At 67.9% G+C, this 15,800-nt stretch carries 18 protein-coding genes; 13 read left to right on the top strand and 5 right to left on the bottom strand.

Annotation, left to right across the window (positions count from 1 at the left end; genetic code table 11):
• Positions 1 to 16: 16 nt before the first annotated feature.
• Together EU513_RS08515 and EU513_RS08510 are read left to right on the top strand one after the other, a co-directional pair.
• Complete coding sequence (locus tag EU513_RS08515; protein WP_129625461.1) at positions 17 to 1,276, top strand: acyl-CoA desaturase; 1,260 nt, start codon at positions 17 to 19, stop codon at positions 1,274 to 1,276.
• A 17-nt stretch (positions 1,277 to 1,293) separates the two neighbouring features.
• Positions 1,294 to 2,079 carry a low temperature requirement protein A gene (locus EU513_RS08510; protein WP_345770813.1) on the top strand — a complete coding sequence of 262 codons (786 nt, stop codon included), beginning with the start codon at positions 1,294 to 1,296 and terminating at the stop codon, positions 2,077 to 2,079.
• 52 nt (positions 2,080 to 2,131) lie between these two features.
• Here EU513_RS08510 and EU513_RS08505 read toward each other — a convergent pair whose 3' ends face one another.
• Positions 2,132 to 3,781 (bottom strand): CdaR family transcriptional regulator, encoded by a 1,650-nt coding sequence (locus tag EU513_RS08505; protein ID WP_129625459.1) that lies wholly within the window; start codon positions 3,779 to 3,781, stop codon positions 2,132 to 2,134.
• 328 nt (positions 3,782 to 4,109) lie between these two features.
• Between EU513_RS08505 and EU513_RS08500 the strand changes: the two genes are divergently transcribed.
• From EU513_RS08500 to EU513_RS08475, 6 genes are all read left to right on the top strand, one after another.
• Positions 4,110 to 5,276 (top strand): glutathione-independent formaldehyde dehydrogenase, encoded by a 1,167-nt coding sequence (locus tag EU513_RS08500; RefSeq protein WP_129625458.1) that lies wholly within the window; start codon positions 4,110 to 4,112, stop codon positions 5,274 to 5,276.
• Between the two features lies 1 nt (position 5,277).
• The gene (locus EU513_RS08495; protein WP_129625457.1) at positions 5,278 to 5,847 is read left to right on the top strand and encodes a type 1 glutamine amidotransferase domain-containing protein; all 570 of its coding nucleotides are present in this window, start codon (positions 5,278 to 5,280) and stop codon (positions 5,845 to 5,847) included.
• A complete protein-coding gene (locus EU513_RS08490) occupies positions 5,844 to 6,146 on the top strand; it encodes a putative quinol monooxygenase (protein WP_075818624.1) in 303 nt (100 codons plus the stop codon). Before EU513_RS08495 ends, EU513_RS08490 begins: the two co-directional genes overlap by 4 nt.
• A 141-nt stretch (positions 6,147 to 6,287) precedes the next feature.
• The gene (locus EU513_RS08485; protein ID WP_205744713.1) at positions 6,288 to 7,418 is read left to right on the top strand and encodes an FAD-binding oxidoreductase; all 1,131 of its coding nucleotides are present in this window, start codon (positions 6,288 to 6,290) and stop codon (positions 7,416 to 7,418) included.
• A gap of 175 nt (positions 7,419 to 7,593) precedes the next feature.
• Positions 7,594 to 8,067 (top strand): hypothetical protein, encoded by a 474-nt coding sequence (locus EU513_RS08480; RefSeq protein ID WP_115921368.1) that lies wholly within the window; start codon positions 7,594 to 7,596, stop codon positions 8,065 to 8,067.
• A gap of 310 nt (positions 8,068 to 8,377) precedes the next feature.
• On the top strand, positions 8,378 to 8,638 hold the full coding sequence (locus EU513_RS08475; protein WP_129625456.1) for a hypothetical protein: 261 nt from the start codon (positions 8,378 to 8,380) through the stop codon (positions 8,636 to 8,638).
• Positions 8,639 to 8,734: 96 nt separating this feature from the next.
• On the opposite strand, the gene EU513_RS08470 is transcribed toward EU513_RS08475, so the two are convergent.
• Positions 8,735 to 9,406 carry a response regulator transcription factor gene (locus tag EU513_RS08470; RefSeq protein WP_129625455.1) on the bottom strand — a complete coding sequence of 224 codons (672 nt, stop codon included), beginning with the start codon at positions 9,404 to 9,406 and terminating at the stop codon, positions 8,735 to 8,737.
• A 151-nt stretch (positions 9,407 to 9,557) separates the two neighbouring features.
• On the opposite strand from EU513_RS08470, the gene EU513_RS16115 reads away from it, so the two are divergent.
• Positions 9,558 to 9,989: a transglycosylase family protein gene (locus EU513_RS16115; RefSeq protein ID WP_205744712.1), complete on the top strand. Its 432-nt coding sequence runs from the start codon at positions 9,558 to 9,560 to the stop codon at positions 9,987 to 9,989.
• Positions 9,986 to 10,135, top strand: a complete 150-nt coding sequence (locus EU513_RS15880) for a hypothetical protein (RefSeq protein ID WP_168990213.1) — start codon at positions 9,986 to 9,988, stop codon at positions 10,133 to 10,135. The genes EU513_RS16115 and EU513_RS15880 overlap by 4 nt, the downstream gene beginning before the upstream one ends.
• Before the next feature lie 77 nt (positions 10,136 to 10,212).
• On the opposite strand, the gene EU513_RS08460 is transcribed toward EU513_RS15880, so the two are convergent.
• A complete protein-coding gene (locus tag EU513_RS08460; protein WP_129625453.1) occupies positions 10,213 to 11,979 on the bottom strand; it encodes a long-chain-acyl-CoA synthetase in 1,767 nt (588 codons plus the stop codon).
• Positions 11,980 to 12,174: 195 nt separating this feature from the next.
• On the opposite strand from EU513_RS08460, the gene EU513_RS08455 reads away from it, so the two are divergent.
• Positions 12,175 to 13,803: an ABC-F family ATP-binding cassette domain-containing protein gene (locus tag EU513_RS08455; protein WP_129625452.1), complete on the top strand. Its 1,629-nt coding sequence runs from the start codon at positions 12,175 to 12,177 to the stop codon at positions 13,801 to 13,803.
• 18 nt (positions 13,804 to 13,821) lie between these two features.
• Here the strand turns inward: EU513_RS08455 and EU513_RS08450 are convergent, their stop codons facing one another.
• Both EU513_RS08450 and EU513_RS16660 read right to left on the bottom strand, forming a co-directional pair.
• On the bottom strand, positions 13,822 to 14,157 hold the full coding sequence (locus tag EU513_RS08450) for a hypothetical protein (protein WP_129625451.1): 336 nt from the start codon (positions 14,155 to 14,157) through the stop codon (positions 13,822 to 13,824).
• Positions 14,087 to 14,407, bottom strand: a complete 321-nt coding sequence (locus EU513_RS16660) for a maleylpyruvate isomerase N-terminal domain-containing protein (protein WP_168990212.1) — start codon at positions 14,405 to 14,407, stop codon at positions 14,087 to 14,089. The genes EU513_RS08450 and EU513_RS16660 overlap by 71 nt, the downstream gene beginning before the upstream one ends.
• Positions 14,408 to 14,498: 91 nt before the next feature.
• On the opposite strand from EU513_RS16660, the gene EU513_RS08440 reads away from it, so the two are divergent.
• Positions 14,499 to 15,371: a DUF692 domain-containing protein gene (locus EU513_RS08440; RefSeq protein ID WP_129625449.1), complete on the top strand. Its 873-nt coding sequence runs from the start codon at positions 14,499 to 14,501 to the stop codon at positions 15,369 to 15,371.
• Positions 15,358 to 15,777, top strand: coding sequence for a hypothetical protein (locus EU513_RS08435; protein ID WP_129625448.1), 420 nt, complete (start codon positions 15,358 to 15,360; stop codon positions 15,775 to 15,777). Before EU513_RS08440 ends, EU513_RS08435 begins: the two co-directional genes overlap by 14 nt.
• The last annotated feature ends 23 nt before the right edge of the window (positions 15,778 to 15,800 follow it).

The raw sequence follows: 15,800 nt of genomic DNA, 5'->3' as shown, positions 1-15,800 counted from the left end.
ATAGTCAGGAGATTTCATGACGATCACCAATGCCTCCGTCATCGAACGTCGCACCGCGATCTACGACGACACCCAGAAGAAGCGCACCGGCGTGCTGCCCACCGAGGGCGGTGCACACACGCGTCCGAAGGCGGCCGCGCACCTCACCGACGAGCAGGTCAACGAACTCGGACGTGAGCTCGACGCGATCCGCGCTTCCGTACTTGCCGAGCGCGGCGCGGACGATGCGGCCTACATCCGCAAGGTCATCAAGGTCGCGCGCACCTGCGACCTCGCCGGACGCACGGCGCTGATCTTCGGCAAGCACAAGCCGATGTTCCTGCTCGGCATTGCCGGCGTCTCCATGGGCAAGATCCTGGAGAACATGGAGATCGGCCACAACGTCCTGCACGGGCAGTGGGACTGGATGCGCGACCCCGACATCCACTCCACCACCTGGGAGTGGGACTTCGTTGCCCCGGCCCGCGGATGGCAGCACACCCACAACGACCTGCACCACACGTACACGAACGTGATGGGCAAGGACCGCGACGTGGGCTACAACATCCTGCGGATCAGCGACGAGCAGCCGTGGCAGAAGCGCGACATCTTCAACCCGATCGTCAACGCCTTCCTCGCGCCGACCTTCGAGTGGGGCATCGCCTCGTATGACCTCGAATGGGACCAGGTGCAGACCGGTGCCAAGTCACGCGAGCAGTTCGACAAGGATCTGGAGGCGCTGAAGGCCAAGGCCGTTCGACAGGTGCTGAAGGACTACATCGCCACCCCGCTGGTCGCCACCCTCACCGGCTCCGGCAAGTGGTCGCTCGCCGGAATGATCGGCGGGAACATGGTGCGCAACGTGTGGGCACACTCGGTGATCTTCTGCGGTCACTTCCCCGACGAGGTCGACGTGTTCACCGAGGACGTGCTCGACGGCGAGACCCGCGGCGACTGGTACATCCGCCAGATGCTCGGATCGGCGAACCTGTCGGGCAGCCCGCTGTTCCACATCCTCACCGGCAACCTGAGCCATCAGATCGAACACCACCTGTTCCCCGACCTTCCCTCGAACCGCTACATCGAGGTGGCGCCGAAGGTGCGCGAGATCTGCGACCGGTACAACCTGCACTACACGACGGGCCCGCTCGGCACCCAGCTCGCACAGACCTGGAAGAAGATCGCCAAGCTGTCGCTGCCGGACGAGTTCTGGGAGCGTCACGAGTCGGGCAAGCCCGGCAAGTGGCAGGTGCTGCGCGACGCGTGGAAGGGCCGCACCACCCCCAAGACCGCCTGAGCGACTGAATCGCCCGGGTGTCATGGGCACAGACTGCGAGCCGCCACGCCGAGCGTCCCCACCCTGCTCGCCGGCCCGGCAGTGCTGGTGGCCGCGGCGTTCTTCGACACGCCGCAACGGGAGTTGCTGTGGATCGTGGCCGCGGTGATGGATCTGTCGGGGCCGGTCCTAGTCGGGACCAACGCCGGCGACGGACTGACGGTTGGAGCGTGACACCTGCCTACTTCGTGGAGCGGCACGGGCTGATCATCATCATCGCGCTGGGTGAGGCGATCGTCGGGGTAGGCGCTGGCGCCGAAGCCGCTCTTGCGCGCCCGAGTGTTGTGACGGCCGTCCTCCTCGCCGTGCTGGTCGCGGCCGGTCTGTGGTGGTCCTACTTCGGTTATCTGCGCGGCGGTGCCGAACGACGGCTGCGCGGCACCACTGGTCGGGAGCGGTCAAGGCTCGCGCGCGACTCCTACAGCTACCTTCATCTGCCGCTCGTGGCCGGGGTGGTGTTCTTCGCTCTCGGGGTGCACGAAGCAGTCGCGGCACCGGGGGAACCACTCCCCCTGTTGCCGGCCCTCGCCCTGGCCGGTGGCGTCGCGGTGTTCTACGTCGGCGACGTCGCCTACCGATGGCGCGACCACCACCAGCTCGCCACAGGTCGCCTGATGGCCGCAGTGGGGGCTGCTTCGCTGATCCCGGTCGCGGTGGTGGCGCCTGCTTTGGCGGCGCTCGCCGGACTAACCCTCGTCTGCTTTCTGCACACCAGCTGGGAACTCTGGCACCACCCGGCGATCGGCCCGGGCGGCGACTCCTGATCGTCCAGTGCCATCGCCGCGCAGACTCTCGCAACTACGGCTTGGGACTACCTCACCGGACGGCGTTTCGAGGGGGCTCGCCGACGGAGGCACGGCGCAGTCGCCACGCGCGTGTCGCCAGGTGGAGGTTGAGTTGTGTCTCGACGTCGTTGAGGTCGTGGCCCGAGATCTCGGTGATGCGGCTGATTCGGTAGCGCAGTGTGTTGCGGTGGATGGTGAGCGTCGTCGACGTGTCGGCGTACTTGCCCCCGTGGTCAAGGTAGGCCGCTAGCGTGGAGACGAGCTCGGTGCCGTGGCGACGGTCGTAGCTCAATAGGTCGCCGAGCCAGTCCCTGATGAGGCGCTCGACTTCCTCAGCGTTGCCGTCGAGGGCGAGCAGCCGGTCTACTCCCAAGTCGGCGTAGGCGATGAAGCCATACGGATTGTGGGACTGCTGACGAGCCCTGAGTGCTCGTCGGGCTTGCTCATAGGCACGTGGGATCTGTTCCGGCGAGTTAGCCGGCTCCCCCTTGGCGATCACACCGTTGGTGTCGCCGTAGGCGCGCGACAAGTCGTTGAACAGGCGGCCCATGTCGACACCTCGATGGGCGAGGACGACGACCAGTCCCCGGTTCCGGACGACCAAACAGGGCAGTCGCTGACGAGCCATGGCCATCCGGAGGTGATCGACGTCGCGGCCGTGCCCGCGGTGACCCCGATCGGAGGACCATGCGCACACGATCAGGTCGTGCGGAACGCCAAGGTCGTGGCCCTGAGCGGATGCCCGGTCCACGGCAACGTCGGCCGGGAGCCCTCCAAGAAGGTCGTCGAGGAGGTCTCGACTCAGTCGGTTCTCCAGTTCATTCATCTCTGCGGCCTGAGCCCTCAGCAGCCCCAGTGCGACGCCCGCGTACCGCAGAGCGAATGATGCGTCGTCTCGGTCTTTGTCCGGTGGCACCTCCAGTTCGATCGTGCCGAGTTCGGGGCGTCCGCCGATGACCTCCTCGAGCGAGGTTCGCTCGAGGACCGGTTGGTACCGGCCGGCAACCGTGATCCGGGTCGTCTCGTGCCCGAATCTGTCCCGCAGCACGACAGCGGAGCCGGTGAGCCGACTGAGTGAGGTGGCCACGTCGAGCTCAGTCCCGGTCGTGGATAGTCGGGCGAACTCCTCAAGCACCCCCTCACGGTGCTGCAGCGCCGCGACGGTGCGCGCCATCTCGTTATTGGCTGCATCGAGTTCGTGGGCGCGTCGGCGGTGGCGCTCGTGCACCTGCGCGTCCGCGAGCGCCGTCCCGAGGAGATCGCCCAACCGTTCGATGACGAACAGTTGTTCGGGGTCGGGCCGGGCGAAGCTGCGAAGGACCAGTTGGCCCGGGGCGCCGTTCAAGACCGCCACAGCCGTCGTCGACGTCCAGGAGTCGCCGTTGTCCTGCACGAACACTCGTTCACCGGTTGAGGGGCTCGGTTCCGCCGGCTTCGTCGGCTCCCCGGGGGGCAGGGTGATCCACTCCCGGTCCCGCTGGAAGGTGACGTTAACCAACTGGCAGCCGGTCACCGACTCGACCCCACGCTTCAGGACGTTGATGACCTCGTCCACGTCGTGACGTTGCATCATCGCCATGGACATCACCAGCAGCCCCTCGAGGCCGGTGAGGGCACGCCGCAGATCCAGCTCGCCGGTTGGCACAACGGTTCCGGTTGTGGCGGGCTCGCAGACGGTCATCTCTTGATCCCTGGCCGGCCCGCCCGGGATCCCCCTGTGCCGTAGGGACCCCACAGGTCGTCGCGCTGAGCCACGACGCCTCGGTACATGCAGCACGGACGTATCCCGGGATCCAGTCCGAATCCGTGCGAGCTCATCGGTCCTCGTCAACTCTCGGGGGCAGCGTCGCGCTCACCGTACCCCTTGCCCAGCGCACCCACGGTGGGGAGTTGTGCACTCGAACCAAATCATGCCCCGGGACTTTGGCCTGGTGCGCCCATGAATTCTCGGTGGTCGGCGACGAGTGTGGACTGGTCGGAGTCACCGACACAACGATTGGAGATTCGCCATGAAGGCTGTCGTCTATCAGGGACCCAAAGATGTCGCGGTCACGGACGTTCCGGACGCCGAGATCGAACGGCCCACCGATGTGCTGGTCAAGGTCACAACCACCAACATCTGCGGCTCGGACCTGCACATGTACGAGGGGCGGACCTCCTTCGAGAAGGGCCGGACGTTCGGCCACGAAAACATGGGAGAGGTGGTGGAGATCGGCAAGGGAGTAGAGAAGATCAAGGTGGGCGACCGGGTCGTGCTGCCCTTCAACATCTCGTGCGGGTTCTGCAAGAACTGCGAGCGCGGGCTCACGAACTACTGCCTGACAACGCAACCTGACCCGTCGGCCGCCGGTGCGGCCTACGGCTTCGCCGAAATGGGCCCGTACGGCGGCGGGCAGGCAGAACTGCTCCGGGTGCCCTTCGGCGACCACAACGCGCTGCGCCTGGGTGAAGACGCGCAGGACAAGGAGAACGACTACGTCATGCTCTCCGACATCTTCCCCACCGGCTACCACGCCACCGAGATGGCCGGCGTGATCCCGGGCGACAGCGTCGTGATCGCCGGGGCCGGCCCCGTGGGACTGATGGCCGCCCTGTCCGCGACGATCAAGGGCGCCGCAAAGGTGATGGTGGTCGATCGCCACCCCGACCGGCTCGCGCTGGCCGAGCAGATCGGAGCGATCGCCATCGACGACTCCAAGGTCGACCCCGTGCAGGCTGTGCTGGACGAGACCATGGGGCTCGGAGCCGACCGTGGCTGCGAGTGTGTCGGCTATCAGGCCCACGACCCTGAGGGCAACGAAGACCCGGCTGCCACCTTGAACATGCTCATCAACTCGGTCCGGTTCACCGGCGGGATCGGCACCGTCGGCGTGTTCGTCCCCGAGGACCCGGGGGCCAAGAGCGAATTGGCCAAGCAGGGCAAGGCGGCCATCGACTTCGGCACCCACTGGTTCAAGGGACAGACCATGGGCAACGGTCAGTGCCCGGTCAAGAGGTACAACCGCCGGCTGCGAGACCTCATCGCGGCTGACAAGGCGAAGCCGTCCTGGATCGTCTCCCACGAGATCTCGCTGGACCAGGCTGCCGACGCCTACAGGAACTTCGACTCCAGGTCCGAGGGTTGGACCAAGGTCGTCATCAAGCCCGGCATGTCAAACGGAAAGAAGGCAAACTGATATGGCAGCAGATCTCCAGGGCAAGAGGGTCGCGATCCTCGCCGCCGACGGCGTCGAGCGCGTTGAGCTCGAGCAACCCCGCGAAGTACTGGACCGCGCGGGCGCTCAGACCGAGGTCCTCTCGATCCACGACGGCGAGATCAAGGCCCGTAAGAACGACCTGGATGAAGCGGGCACGTTCACCGTCGACGGGCTGGTCGCCGACGCCTCGGTGGGCGACTACGACGCCCTGCTGCTTCCCGGCGGCACGGTTAACCCCGACCAGCTCCGGGTCGACGAGGACGCCGTTTCCTTCGTCCGCGACTTCGTCGAGAGCGGCAAGCCAGTGGCGGCGATCTGTCACGGGCCGTGGACGTTGATCGAGGCCGGCGTGGCCGCGGGTCGCACCCTGACGTCGTACCCGAGCATTCGCACCGACCTGCGCAACGCCGGCGCTGACGTCGTCGACCAGGACGTGGTGATCGACAAGAATCTCATCACCAGCCGCTCACCGGAGGACCTGCCGGCGTTCTCCGAGGCGCTAGTGTCCCAACTCGCAGGCACCACGACAAAGGAAGAGGAGAAGTCATGAGTGTGACCAAGGGATTGCTGGTCAGGTTTGACGCGTTGCCCGGCAAGGAGGACGACGTGAAGGAGTTCCTTGACAGCGGCCGTGCGCTTGTCGAGGACGAGCAGGCGACCACTGCGTGGTTCGCGATCCGCCTCGGGCCGACCTCGTTCGGGATCTTCGACGTGTTCCCCGATGACGCCGGACGTGACGCCCACCTGTCCGGCCCTGTTGCGGTAGCTCTCGGCGAGCAGACCGGCACGTTGTTCTCCGAACCGACGATCGAGAAGCTCGACGTACTGGGCTCCAAACTCCCCGCCTGACACCACAAACTGGGCGTACTGGCCCAGACAGGAGGGGTCGCTGCGCGCGCTGACTTCGGGCTCACACAGCCCGCTGACGTCGTGGCAGCGGCCCCTTCTCTTGCGGCCAATCGCTCATCACGAACAGATCGAGGAACCGCGATGACAGGAACTGAAGACGGCGATGCCACGACGCGTTCACCCGAGGTAGCAGTGATCGGGGGCGGGATCGTCGGTCTGTCGACGGCGTACGCGCTGCGAGAGCAGGGCGTGCCGGTGCGCTTGTACGAGGCTGGTCTGCCCGGGACGGGTCAGTCCGCAGGCGAGTCGCGGATCTTCCGGCACGCCCACGACGACCCGCGACTCGTCGCTTTCGCGCGCGAAAGCCGCGGCGTATGGGATGAGTGGGCCGAACACTTCGACGTCGAGCTGGTCTCATCAGACGGTGTCGTGGCGATCGGAGACAGCGCCCTCGCGCGGCTGCGGGTGCTGGACCAGGTCGGCGGCGTGGAAGCACGCGAGATCGACGCGGCCGAGGTCGCCCAACGGATGCCGCTGCTCGCTGGGTACTCGGGGCCGGCGGTGCTTGACGAGTCGGGCGGCGCGATCCGCACCCGCGCCGCGATCACGGCACTCACGGGTGCCCTCGCAGATGCGATCACCACTGGTGAGGTCATCTCCATCGATCCCCGCGCCGACGGGACGGTCGAGGTGCGCAGCGTCACCGACCGGGCTGTCTACTCCAAGGTGGTCGTGTGCGCCGGCCGCGAAACCGCCCGCCTGGCACGCAGCGTCGGCCTGTCGCTGCCGGTTCGCCTTGCCGCACACGTCCGGCTGACCTTCGAGGTGAAAGCCGCCGCCCCGGCACGAGTCGCGTGCCTGCAGGACAGCAGCGGCGTCTTCGGCGAAGTCGGCGTCTACGCGACGCCGCTACCGGGCAACAGCAGCTATTCGGTCGGACTCAGCGACACCGTCGGCGTCCGCGACGACGGAACTTTCATCGACCCGGCGGCGATTCGATCGCTGGACGAACGCGCACGCGACTACGTGACACGAGCGCTGCCCGGTCTCCACCCAGAGCCGCGCGACTTCCTTCACTGCTGGGTGACCGACCTCCCGTGGAGTGAGGACGGCGTGGCCGTGTGGGAGGCAGGCTCTGTCTTTTTTGTGGCCGGTCACAATCTGTTCAAGCAGGCACCGGCGCTGGGTCGCGCTCTTGCCCGGGCTGCGACCGGCGGCGGTCTCCGCGCCGAGCTCACGCCCGAAGCGCGCCTCGGCGAAGCCCAGGATTAGCGGGTCTGCGGCGCGGCACGCGGCGAGCACCTCCCGGCGTCCGGGCACTTCGCGGTGGGCACCTGTCAGGCCATGGTCGACGTGCGCCTCGGATCACGCTGCCCGAAGCGCCATCGACAAGCGTCTGGGATCTAGTGTGTTTTGTTGTCCAGTCATCCACCATGAGGAGTAGTCCATGAACCTGACACAGATGCCGCTGCGCGTCACCACCGGCGCCTTCATCCTCAACTCCGGGGTCGGCAAGCTGAAGGTCGACGAGGGCACGGCCGCGTTTCTGCACAACGGCGCGAAGACCGCCTACCCCGGCGTCTTCGACTCGATGGACCCGAAGACGTTCTCAAAGGTGTTGTCCTACAGCGAAATTGGGGTTGGTGCGCTGCTTCTTGCTCCGATGGTTTCCCCTGTTGTCGCCGGCGCGGCGCTGACCGGCTTCGGCGCGAGTCTGGTTCGGATGTACCTCAAGACCCCTGGCATGACCCAGTCCGACGGCATCCGTCCGACCCAGGAAGGTACCGGCGTGGCGAAGGACGTCTGGCTCGTCGGTGCCGGCCTGACCTTGCTCACCCAAGGCCTGACCTCGGCGACCAAGGCGGGCGCCAAATCGGTCGGCCGCGGTGTTCGACAGGTCACCCCGTTCGTCGAGAGCTGACTCCCCGAGCTTGACGTCCCGCAAGGCTCGACCTGACAGCGTCAACAACGACGTGCGTGCGGCCCCGGGGCGACGAGCGCGAACATCGTCCAGGCTGCGCCGAGCGCAACGGCTCGGCGCAGCGCGGACTGATCGTCCGGTGCGGCGCTGCTCCGGCACGCGCACACCGATGGCGAAGATCGTGGGCAGTCCGGGCGCCGAAGATCAACCCGGCAAACTTGGACGCCGCGCAAGGACGCTGAAAACGCGCATCGCGCAGTCGTAGTCTTCGCACAGGAAGTGCATAGACACCGTGGGCAGTCTCTTCTTCATGAACACCGCAGCCACCAACTCACTGTCCACCTCAAAGCGCGTCTGGCGCGGTGTTCTTGCCGCGACCTGCGTCGCACTCGTCGGGGCGTCGGTCATGCCGGCAGCCCAGGCCAAGGAAGCCGGGGTGAAGACGACCAACTACGCAGTCGTCTCCCCGGCGCCCGTCGTCTCGGCCGTCTCCCCCACCGACCTGCTAAGCCGTGACGGGAGGTCGATCACCTACCGGGTCGGTACCGACGGCACTTTGCGCGCCGTCTGACCCATAGACCCCGGCCGATGCCGTCTTCTCCTTCAGCTCCGTCCGGTCATCGAAATCAGGACCCTCCGCCCCAGCAGGCGGAGGGGCCTTCGATGTTCAGCTCGCCCGCAGGCGATACCCGGCACCGCGGACGGTCTGCAGATCGTCGCGCCCGAACGGACGGTCGATCTTGCGGCGCACATGGCTGACGCCCTGGTCGACCACGTTCGAGCGACCCAGATAGGCGATGTCCCAGACGCCGTCGAGCAGGAACTCGCGGCTGAGCAACCGGCCGGGGTGTCGCATGAACACCTCGAGCAGGTCGAATTCCCTTGGTGAGAGCTTGAGTTCGTGGTCGTCGCGCCAGGCCCGGCGCTCCTGCGGTTCGACGCGGAGGGTGCCCACCTCGAGCGACGGACCGGCCGGCGGAGTTGCCCGGCGCACGATCGCCCGCAGCCGCGCATCGAACTCACGGGCGCTCACCGGCGAACACAACAGGTCGTCGGCGCCGGCGTCGAGCACCCGCACAACGTCGGTGTCGTCGGCGACCGCAACGAGCACCACGACGGGGATGCGGTCGGGGTTGCCGCCGAGCTCGGCGACGGTGGCGAGGTCGTCGAGTCCGGGTCGATCGCAGCAGATGACGACCGCATCGATACTCCCGATTCCGCTGTGCCACAGCGCAATAGACGACTCGGAAGTGCTGTCGACCTCGTGGCCGCGATTCTCCAGCGAGGCGTGCAGGCGCGGGCCGACGGCGCCGGATCGGTCCAGGACGAGCAGTTTCATGGCCGCGACGGTAGGAAGACGGACTGTCCGATCACTGTGGACGCCGTTGGTGCCACGTGTACACCCGCACAGGGAGTCATCAGAGAACGGACATCTGCGCGAGTGCACCCTCGTCACCGTCCCCAGAACCTACGAGAGCAAGGACACCACCATGAAGGACACCACGAAGCGGACGCTCTCCTGGCGCCGCGCCGCGATCGGCGGCACCGTCGGCCTCGCCCTGCTCGGCGTCGCCGCAGCGGTAGCGCCCGCCCAGGCGGCCACCGTGCCCGACGTGCTCGCGAAGATCCGCTACTGCGAGAGCGGCAACAACTACCAGGCCCAGAACTCCAGCAGCTCCGCGTCGGGCGCCTACCAGTTCCTCACCAGCACCTGGCAGTCGCTGTCGGCAAGCGCCGGCTACGCCACGGCGAAGTCGGCGCCCGCGTCGGTGCAGGACGCCGCGGCGATCGAGCTCTACAACGCGCAGGGCACCGCACCGTGGGCTCATCCACCGCGTCTACCACTCGCGACGCCGACCGGGCGCACGGCGCACCGGCACGCAGCAGTTCACGCCCGGCTCCGCTCACCGCCAAGAAGGTGAACACCACTGCGGCGCAGGGAAAACGGGCCGATCACGACGGTGACGGCAAGCGCGACTGCGGCTCAAAGCCGGCCGGCAAGTCGGCCTCCACGGCGAGCGCGCGCAGCACTGCACACTCCTCCGCACACACCGTCGCGGCGCGCTGACCCCTTCCGCTGCGACCGAAAACGGCAGCCGGCCCCGGGCGATCAGCCGGGGCCGGCTTGTCGTGTCTCGAGTTCGGTCAGCCGGCAGTGCCAGCCACGATCGCGTCGGTGTAGCCGTCGTAGATCGGCACGTAACCCTCGTCCTTGGTGAGCACGTACACTGCCTCGTCACCGTCGGCGAAGCCGAGGTTGCGCAACTCGACCTTGCGCGACTTGAAGGTCGAGGTGTGTTCGAGCTCGTTGACCAGTCGCACGAACAGAGGCCGCGCATAGGCCGGGAGCTGCGAGCGCACGTGCTCCGCGAGCGCTGCACCGTCGAAGGCCTCACCGTCGGGCAGCACGACCGCAGCCATACCGGCCTTGCCGTCGCACCCCGGCACCTCCACGCCGTAGACCGTCGACTCGACCACCTGAGCAGACCCGGCAAGCGCCGCCTCCACCTCGGTGGTGGCGACGTTCTCGCCCTTCCAGCGAAAGGTGTCGCCGAGCCGGTCGACGAACGCAACGTGCGTGAGCCCCTGATTGCGCACCAGATCACCGGTGTCGAACCAGCAGTCTCCGTCCTTGAATCCCCCGCGCAGCAGCTTCTTCTCGGTGGCGGCGTCGTCGGTGTAGCCGTCGAACGGCGCGCGGTCGGTGACCTTGCTGAGCAGCAGCCCGACCTCGCCCGTCTTCACCGACGTGAGGCGCCCGGCGTCGTCGCGGGTGGCTGCACCAGTCTCGGGGTCGTAGGCCACGACCTTGTAGGGCAGCGGGCAGGTGCCGGCGGTCTGCCCGATGTTGAACGCGTTGATGAAGGCGATGTTGCACTCGGACGCGCCGTAGAACTCCGCGATGCGCTCGATGCCGAAGCGCTGCTGGAAGGCGTCCCAGATGTCCGGACGCAGACCGTTGCCGACAACGACCCGGATCCCGTGGTCGCGGTCGTCCGACTTCTCCGGCTGGGCAAGCAGGTAACGGCACAGTTCGCCGATGTAGACGAAGGCGGTTGCGTCGTAGGCGCGACACTCGTCCCAGAACTTGGTGGCCGAGAACTTCGGCGACACCGCGAACGCTGCGCCGCCCGCGAGCACTGCGCCGAGCGCAACCGTCACCGCGTTGTTGTGGTACAGCGGAAGGGCGCAGTAGAGCGTGTCGGTCGGGCGCAGGCGCACCCCGAGCGCTCCCAGACCGGAGTACGACTTCAGCCAACGGTAGTGCGTCATCACCGACGCCTTCGGCATGCCAGTGGTGCCGGAGGTGAAGATCAGCAGCGCCCGCTCCTTGGCCCTGACCTGCTCGGCCGACGCGGGGTTCTCGCTCGGGCGGCCCTCGGCCAGACCGGCCAGCTGCGAATAGAGGATCACGTTCTGCTCGTGAGCGATCTCGCCGGCACTCGCGAAGTCCTCGAGCAGGTTGTCAGCCATCACGATGAGTGCTGCGTCGAGCGTCCGCAGGCTGTGCGCGAGCACCTCGCTGCGCTGGTTGTAATTGATGAGGCCCGCAACGGCACCGAGCTTCACCACGGCGAGGATGACCAGGACGTTCTCGACGTCGTTGGCCGAGTTCACACCCACGACGTCGCCGTGGCCGACGCCGCGCTCGGCGAACAGGTGGGCGTACTGGTTGATCAGCGCATTCGCCTCGCGATAGGTGAGCGTGCGGCCCTCCCCCTTGAGGAACGGACGGTCGGGGTGGCGTTCGACGGTGCGCTGAAACTGCTGGCCGATGGACGCAGTGTGCGTCGGCTTACGCAGCAGCAGACCGGGCGCCTCACGGGCCAGCATCGGCAGGTCGGGGGCGAAACCGAGCAGGCCCTTGCTGATGTCGGTCAAACCGACGCGACGGCGAGTGGCAGGACTCATGTGACTCTCCTCACGAACGACCGGGACAAGGTTAGCCAGGTTTGCTACCCACTGGTAACGAGCCGTCCCACGAAAACCGGTTGGCCCGCTCCGATCTCGTCCTTCAGACTGGATGCACCATGGAGAACTGATCGGATCATCGCCCCGCTCGCGGCCCTGCCCGGCGGCGCACCATGCCGACCCCTCCGAGGCCTCATGCCAGCCAACTCCTCCCCCTCTCTCCTCCTCGAGGATCTCGCCGTCACCTACGACGGACGGTGGATCCTCGACGGCATCTCCCTGGCCGCGTCCGCCGGCAACCGCGTCGGGCTGGTCGGCGAGAACGGCTCGGGCAAGTCGACGCTGCTGCGCCTCGCCGCTGGTGTCGAGCCGCCGACCCGCGGCGCGGTGCACGCACCGGCAGATCTGGGCTACGTCGCGCAGGACGGCGGACTCGATCCGGAGCACACGATCGCCCGGGTGTTACACGACGCGCTCGCGCCGCTGCACGCCGCGGTACGCGAACTCGAAGAGCTGGCAACCGGATTGGAGCAACCCGGCGCCGCCGATCGATACGACGAGGTGCTCGCGTGGGCCACCCGTCATGACGCCTGGACGGCGACCGCGCGGGCCGAGCGCGCCGCCGCACTCCTCGGTCTCGAGCAGTTATCCCACGACCGGCCCGTCGGGACGCTCTCGGGTGGGCAGCGTGGACGGCTCGCCCTTGCCGCGCTGCTCGCACGCCGGCCCGACTGCGTGCTGCTCGACGAACCGACCAATCACCTCGACGACACGGCCCTCACCTTCCTCGAGGAGGAACTACGCACGATGAGCGGCGTCGTCGTCGCGGCGAGCCACGACCGCACCTTCCTGGACGGTGTGTGCACCTCGATCGTCGACCTCGACCGCACCCACTTCGGCACCGACGGCGAAGGCGGCCGCAGCTACACCGGCAACTACAGCGACTACCTCGCCGAGAAGGCCCGGTCGCGGGCGCGCTGGCAGGAGGCGTTCGAGGCGCAACAGGAGGAGCTGAACGAACTTCGCGCCACCGCCCGCACCACCAATCTCGATGTGGCCCACGACCGTCCGCCCAGGGACGGCGACAAGTTCATCTACGCGTTCAAGGGGTCACGGGTGCAGGCCACGGTGTCGCGGCGCAGACGTAACGCAGAGCAGCGCATCGCGGCGATCGAGCGGGCGCGCATCAGCAAGCCACCGAAGACCCTGCGGTTCGGCGGCACATTCTCGGCCGACGGCGCGGGGTGGGTGTCGGCGCGTGACGCCGCCGTGGCCGGCCGCTTCCGGATCGGGCGGCTCGACGTGTGCGCCGGTGAACACTGGCTGATCACCGGGGCCAACGGCTCGGGCAAGTCGAGCCTGCTCGCGGCGATCGCGGGCGAGCTCGCCCTGGGTCACGGCACGCTCGAGCTGTCGGCCCGGCGAATCGGATTCCTTCGTCAGGAGATCAGCTTCGCCGAACCACACCTCACCCCGCTGCAGGCGTACGGCGACGACGAGTCGCAGCTCGGCCTGGACGCCCTCGGGCTACTGCCGCCGCGCGACGCCCGCAGGCCGATCGGACAGCTCAGCCTCGGCCAGCAGCAGCGCCTCGCGCTGGCGATGCTCATCGCGGGGCGCCCCGACCTGGTGCTGCTCGACGAGCCGACCAACCACCTCTCGCTCGGGCTGGTCGAGGAACTGGAGGCGGCACTGCTCGACGCCCCGGCGACGGTGCTCGTGGCCAGCCACGATCGGTGGTTGCGGTCGCGGTGGAGCGGGCCGATGGTGCGACTGGGTCGTGAGTTGGTGCAGGAGCGGGAGCTCGAGCCCCCGCTCACCTGACCACCTCCCGCACCGACGTCAGATCAGCGCGCGCCCCGGGCCACTCAACGCACCTTCACGCGGTGCCCGCCGCGTGGCCACCATCAGCAACTCGAGCGCGGGGCCGCGCAACTCCGGTCCCTGCCCGATCGCCAGATCTGCGTTGTCGGCCACGAAGCGCACCCTCTTGGCGAGCGACTTCGTGCCGTCGAACGCATCGGGGGTGCGCAGTTGGTAGCCGATGGCCGGCACGATCGCGGCGACCGGATACTCGCGGACGATGCCAAGCGGGCGCCGGATGTCCTCACCGTGGGCGATCTCCTCGACCAACCGGCTCGCCAGCGGTGCGGGCGGGGTGTCGGTGCGCTCGGCCACCGCACGCAGTCGCTCGAGAGTCGCCTGCGGCGTGGCCCCCTTGGCGGCGCGCAGGCCGGTGTCGTTCTGCCGGTGGAAGTTGCCCCGGGCCTTCACCATCGCCTTGACCACTCGCCAGGTGTGCGGCGACGTCGTGCACCGTCCACCCGTCGGCCAGCGAAGGCGCCTGCCATTGCGCGTCGGTGAGGCTCGAGAGGTCGTCGACCAGGGCGTGCCGTTCGGCGTGGACGAGGTTCCAGATGTCGCTCATGACTCCAGCCTCACATGTCGCCCTGACGGTGGCTGCCGGCACGGTCTCGCCGTCCGCCTCACGGAGTTGGTTGCGACCTACCATCGGACCCATGAAGCCGATGCCGAGCGGAACCGCGATCGCCTGGCGGGCGCCCATCGCCCCCGACCTCGCCGACCTCGCCGCGCAGGGACGGCTGCAGTTCACCGAGGTGGTGGCCGAGAACGTCGATCCCGACCGTCCGCCGGCCGCCTTGATGACCCTTGCCGAGCACGTCACGGTGATCCCGCACGGGGTCAGCCTGGGCCTTGCCGACGCCTCCACCCCTGATCCCGCTCGGCTGCAACGACTTTCGTCGCTCGCGATGCTCTTCGACGCGCCACTGGTGAGCGAGCACCTCGCGTTCGTGCGGGCCGCCGGGACGCCTGATTCGTTGCACGGCGATGTGCTCGAGGCAGGCCACCTGATGCCGCCACCGCGCACCCGCCGGATGCTCGACGTCGTGGTCGAGAACATCGAGATCGCGCAGGCGCAGCTGCTGGTGCCACTCGCCATCGAGAACATCGCCGCCCTGCTCAGCTGGCCCGAGGACGAGTTCGACGAGCCGGATTTCCTCGGCGAGATCGTGCGCCGCACCGGCGTCCGGGTGGTGCTCGACGTGGCCAATCTGCACGCGAGCGCGATCTCGCGCGGCACGGATGCCCACGCGGACCTACTTCGCTTCCCGCTCGACGCCGTCGCCTACGTGCACGTCGCCGGCGGCACCGAACGCGACGGTCTCTACATCGACACCCATGCCCACCCCGTGCCCGACGCGGTGTCGGAGCTGTTGAGTGCCTTTGTTGCACATCGGATTTCGTGCGGCGCCCCGGTGCCGGGCATCATGCTCGAACGGGACGCCGACGTGCGGGCCGAAGCGGTGCTGCACGACCTCGACCGGATCGACCGCGCCGTCGCCCGGGGAGTCGCCCGTGTCGGCTCGTGACGAACTGGCCGCGCGCCAGAGCGGGGTCGTTGGCGAACTGCTGCGCGGTCGCACGCCCGAGGGTTTCGACGAACTACGCTCCCGCCACACCGGTCGCATCCTCGCGATGAAGCGGGTCGACGGCATGACCCACGTGCGACCCGAGATCGCATTGCTCCCCCGCTGGCGAGACCGCGCGATCGCCTTCGTGCTGGCGACACCGGCGGGCTCGTGCGCCCACTGGGACGCCGAGATGTTCGTGGAATGGGTACGCGACCGCCCGACCGCGGACGACGGTGACTGGGTGGTGCTCGACGACCTCCGCGCCGGGCGGCGACGTATAGCAACGGTCGAGATGGCTACGCGTCGGCACCTGGTGTGGAGTCGGCGCGGACGCCTCCACGCCCTGCCTGCCCTGCCGAACTGAGCCTCGGGGGCCTGCGCTGCGGC

Origin of the sequence: Yimella sp. RIT 621 (assembly GCF_004146205.1) — a bacterium.
GTDB classification, from domain to species: Bacteria; Actinomycetota; Actinomycetes; order Actinomycetales; family Dermatophilaceae; genus Yimella; species Yimella lutea.
This window is presented reverse-complemented; position numbering and strand designations above follow the sequence as displayed.